Consider the following 4,055-nt stretch of genomic DNA (forward strand, 5'->3'; position numbering starts at 1 on the left):
TAACCCTGCTCACCAGGGTAAAAATATCGACAAAGCTGATACGTTCTTTAAGAAAAGCTTCCACGGCAATTTCGTTGGCCGCATTCATAACAGCAGGCAGGGTCCCGCCTCTGCGGCAGGCTTCATAGGCAAATTCAAGGGATGGGAAGCGTTTTGTGTCAGGGGCGTCAAAGGTTAATCCATCCATGGCAGCAAAATCAGGAAAATTCAGGCTAAGATCGATACGGTCCGGATATGAAAAGGCATAGGCAATGGCGTGCATCATATCCGGTTCGCCTAATTGAGCCATAACGCCACCGTCTTTGAAGCCCACCATGGAATGGACAATGCTCTGGGGATGAATTAACACCTGGATCTGATCAACACTGATATCAAAAAGCCGGACCGCTTCAATGACCTCTAACGCCTTGTTCATCAGGGTGGCGGAGTCAATGGAAATTTTGGCCCCCATGTTCCATGTGGGATGGTCAAGGGCCTGGGCCGGAGTGATGTTCTTAAACCGGTCATGGGGCAGATGCCTGAAAGGTCCGCCTGAAGCCGTAAGAAAAATTTTTTTAAGATCGCGTTTCCGGTTGCCCTGCAGGCATTGAAAAATGGCGCAATGCTCGGAATCCACGGGCAGAATATCCACCCCGTTTTCACGCGCCCGTGCCATAACAATGTCACCAGCCATGACAAGGGTTTCCTTATTGGCAAGGGCAATCTGTTTGCCGGCGTCAATGGCGGCCAGGGCCGGGGCAAGTCCTGCAGCACCCACCATGGCGGCAAGCACCATATCCGCATCTGCCCATTGGGCTGCAGAAATAAAACCGGATTCCCCCCACTGTATTTCAGGACAAAAGTGGCCTGAAAGCCTTTTTGCCAGACGGTCGGCATGCTGTTCGTCGAGTACGGCCACCATGGCCGGCTGAAACTGATTTATCTGCGTTGCCAGAAGATCAATATTTGCGGCACAGGTCAAACATTTGACACTGAACTTGTCCGGGTGCATGGCCACCACTTTAAGGGCAGAAGTACCTATGGAACCTGTAGATCCAAGTATAGTGAGCGATTTCACAGAACAAACACCGAAAAAAAATAGAATACAGGGATGGCCAGAAGTAACCCGTCAATACGGTCCAGCATGCCGCCGTGACCCGGCAGAATCTTTCCCGAATCCTTGATATGGCCAACCCGCTTCATGGCAGACTCAAAAAGGTCACCAACCTGACCGGCAACCGCAACGCATAACGCACAGGGTATACAGATCAAGGCAAGGAGTATATCGTGAAAAAAAATCAAATTAAAGACAAGTCCGGCAGTTACTGATATCACCAATCCACCCACAGCCCCTTCAATGGTTTTATTGGGACTGATTTTAGGCGCAAGTTTATGTTTGCCCTTAAAGGTTCCCACATATAGCGCACCAGTATCATTGGCAAAACAAACGATAAGCAACCAGATCACCCACAAAGCCCCGCCCGCCATATTCCGGATCAATACCAGAGTAGCCAGAGACAAAGGGATGTATACAACACCAAGCACCTGCCGCGCCACCAGGTCAAAAATATGGGGTAACGTGGAAAAACGGGCCAAAACAAATACGCAAAGGGCCATCATATCCAGTGCAAGAATAAAAAAAAGGATCTGCCAGGACCCTATGCACGCACCCATGACCAACACGATGCAGGCAACATAGGAGACAATCCGGGTAGTCTGGGAGACAGGATCGGTGTCATTGGCACAAATGATATCAAGATATTCAAATATCGCAAAGATTGAAACCCCGGAGACCAGGGCCGCAAACAACAGTATAGACCCTTTCATAATAACCCAGAGCAGAAAGGGAATAAGAATCAGCGCGGTGAGCCATCGTTTGAAGTGCTGCATCATACCTTTCCGAAACGCCGGTCCCGTTGCTGGTAATCAATCAAAATCTGATAAAACTCCTGTCTGGTAAAATCAGGCCAGAGCGTCGGTGTAAAAACCAGTTCAGAATATGCGGCCTGCCACATCAGAAAATTGGAAAGCCTGAACTCTGCAGACGTACGGATAATAAGATCCGGATCAGGCATGCCGGCAGTATAGAGGTGATCAGAAACCATTTTATCCGTAATGTCTTTGGGATCAAGACTTCCGGATTTGACATTTGCGGCAATCTGCTGAACCGCCATGGTAATTTCTTCCCGTGCTCCGTAACTGATGGCCAGGTTTAGAATCATGGCTGAATTATTTTCCGTGACTGCCATGGCCTGTTCCGCTTCCTTTCGCACATCGTCGGGAAGCCGTTGAATCTGGCCGATGATATTAAGCCGGATATCCTTTTTTCCAATTTCTTCGATTTTGGTCCTGAGAAAATATTTAAGCAGATGCATCAGTGCCTTGACCTCTTCCTTGGGCCTGGCCCAGTTTTCCGTGGAAAAGGCATACAAAGTAAGCACATCAATGCCCAGTTCCCTGCAGGCCATGACGACATCTTCAACAGTCTGTGCCCCCCGTTCATGACCTTTAACCCGGTTCATCAGCCGCTTTTTTGCCCAGCGGCCATTGCCGTCCATGATAAATGCCACATGGGCGGGAAGCAGGTTGAAATCCAGTCCGTCAGGCACCTGGGTCATGGGATCAGACTTCAAGGATCTCTTTTTCCTTGGCGGCAAAAATGTCGTCCAGTTTCTTGATAGAAGCATCGGTGAAGTCCTGGACCTGTTTCTGGGCTTTGAAACTTTCGTCTTCGGAGATATCACCCTCTTTTTGTAAGTCCTTGAGCATCTCGTTGGAATCCCGGCGGATGTTTCTGACGGCCACCTTGAATTCCTCACAGGTTTTGGCTACGCTTTTTACGATTTCCTTCCTGCGCTCTTCAGTCAACGGCGGAATGGAAATGCGAATCAGCTTACCATCATTGGAAGGTGTAAGCCCAAGATTAGCCTTTAATATTGCTTTTTCCACCTCATTGATCACTGAAGCATCCCAGGGCTTTACGGTGAGCAACCGGCTTTCAGGCACGGACACGGTGGCCATCTGGGGAAGGGGGGTCTGTGTACCGTAATAATCTACCCTGACGTTGTCAAGCATGGACTGGGACGCCCTTCCGGTACGGACTTTGCCAAGTTCGGTTTCAAAGGCTTTCTGGGATTTGCCCATGCGGTCTCTGGTTTCTTCAAGCACCTCATTAATCATATTCTCACATCCTTCTATGTATTATAAATCCGTGTACCGATTTCTCCGCCGGTGACGGCTTTATAAATATTGCCGGCCTTGTGCAGGTTGAGCACCTGTAAAGGAAGGTCATGTTCCATGGCAAGGGATATGGCTGTCATATCCATGACATGAAGCTGTTTTTCAATTACCTGCATATACGACAGCGTATCAAACATCACAGCATCATCATGGACCTGGGGATCTTTGTCATACACCCCCTCCACCTGGGTGGCCTTGAAAAGAATCTGGGCACGGATCTCGTTGGCACGAAGGACCGCCGCCGTGTCCGTTGTAAAGTAAGGGTTTCCGGTACCGGCTGCAAAAACAACCACCCTGCCCTTTTCAAGGTGACGGATGGCTTTTCTGCGGATAAAAGGTTCGGCCACCCTGTCCATACGGATAGCAGACTGAACCCTTGTGGGAATATCAAGCTTTTCCAGGGCATCGCATAGGGCCAGGCTGTTAATAACAGTGGCCAGCATGCCCATATTGTCGGCAGACGTCCGGTCCATACCGGCAGAAGATCCTGCCACCCCGCGAAAAATATTTCCGCCACCCACAACAATGGAAACTTCAACGCCCAGATGAAACACCTTGGCCACTTCAGCAGCCACATAGGCTATCATCTCGGGCATAATACCGAAGCCCTGATTACCCATCAGGGCTTCGCCACTCAACTTGATCAGAACCCGTTGAAACTCAGGTTTCGTATCCAAGCGACTATTCTCCTATCTGGAAACGTGCAAATCTTTTAATTTGGATATTTTCGCCGATCTTTCCGATGGTTTCTTTAAGAACATCTTCAACGGTTTTCTGAGGATCTTTAATGTACTGCTGGCTTAACAGGCAGACTTCTTTATAAAATTTTTCCACCT

The 4,055-nt window shown here is 49.1% G+C and carries 6 protein-coding genes; all 6 read right to left on the bottom strand.

Annotation, left to right across the window (positions count from 1 at the left end; genetic code table 11):
* A partial coding sequence (locus B3D59_RS15980) for a 1-deoxy-D-xylulose-5-phosphate reductoisomerase (RefSeq protein ID WP_286822047.1) occupies positions 1 to 1,057 on the bottom strand: 1,057 nt, incomplete at its 3' end.
* Positions 1,054 to 1,872 (bottom strand): phosphatidate cytidylyltransferase, encoded by an 819-nt coding sequence (locus tag B3D59_RS15985; protein ID WP_286822051.1) that lies wholly within the window; start codon positions 1,870 to 1,872, stop codon positions 1,054 to 1,056. The genes B3D59_RS15980 and B3D59_RS15985, both read right to left, overlap by 4 nt.
* Entirely contained in the window at positions 1,869 to 2,612 is a 744-nt protein-coding gene (locus tag B3D59_RS15990) for an isoprenyl transferase (protein WP_414646542.1), read from the bottom strand. Before B3D59_RS15990 ends, B3D59_RS15985 begins: the two co-directional genes overlap by 4 nt.
* Positions 2,602 to 3,159, bottom strand: a complete 558-nt coding sequence (frr, locus tag B3D59_RS15995; protein WP_286822053.1) for a ribosome recycling factor — start codon at positions 3,157 to 3,159, stop codon at positions 2,602 to 2,604. The genes B3D59_RS15990 and frr overlap by 11 nt, the downstream gene beginning before the upstream one ends.
* 14 nt (positions 3,160 to 3,173) lie before the next feature.
* Entirely contained in the window at positions 3,174 to 3,896 is a 723-nt protein-coding gene (pyrH, locus tag B3D59_RS16000) for a UMP kinase (protein WP_286822067.1), read from the bottom strand.
* A 4-nt stretch (positions 3,897 to 3,900) separates the two neighbouring features.
* The gene (locus tag B3D59_RS16005) at positions 3,901 to 4,053 is read right to left on the bottom strand and encodes a hypothetical protein (protein WP_286822070.1); all 153 of its coding nucleotides are present in this window, start codon (positions 4,051 to 4,053) and stop codon (positions 3,901 to 3,903) included.
* Between the last annotated feature and the right edge of the window lie 2 nt (positions 4,054 to 4,055).

This window comes from Desulfobacter sp. UBA2225, assembly GCF_002348205.1.
Taxonomy (GTDB): domain Bacteria; phylum Desulfobacterota; class Desulfobacteria; order Desulfobacterales; family Desulfobacteraceae; genus Desulfobacter; species Desulfobacter postgatei.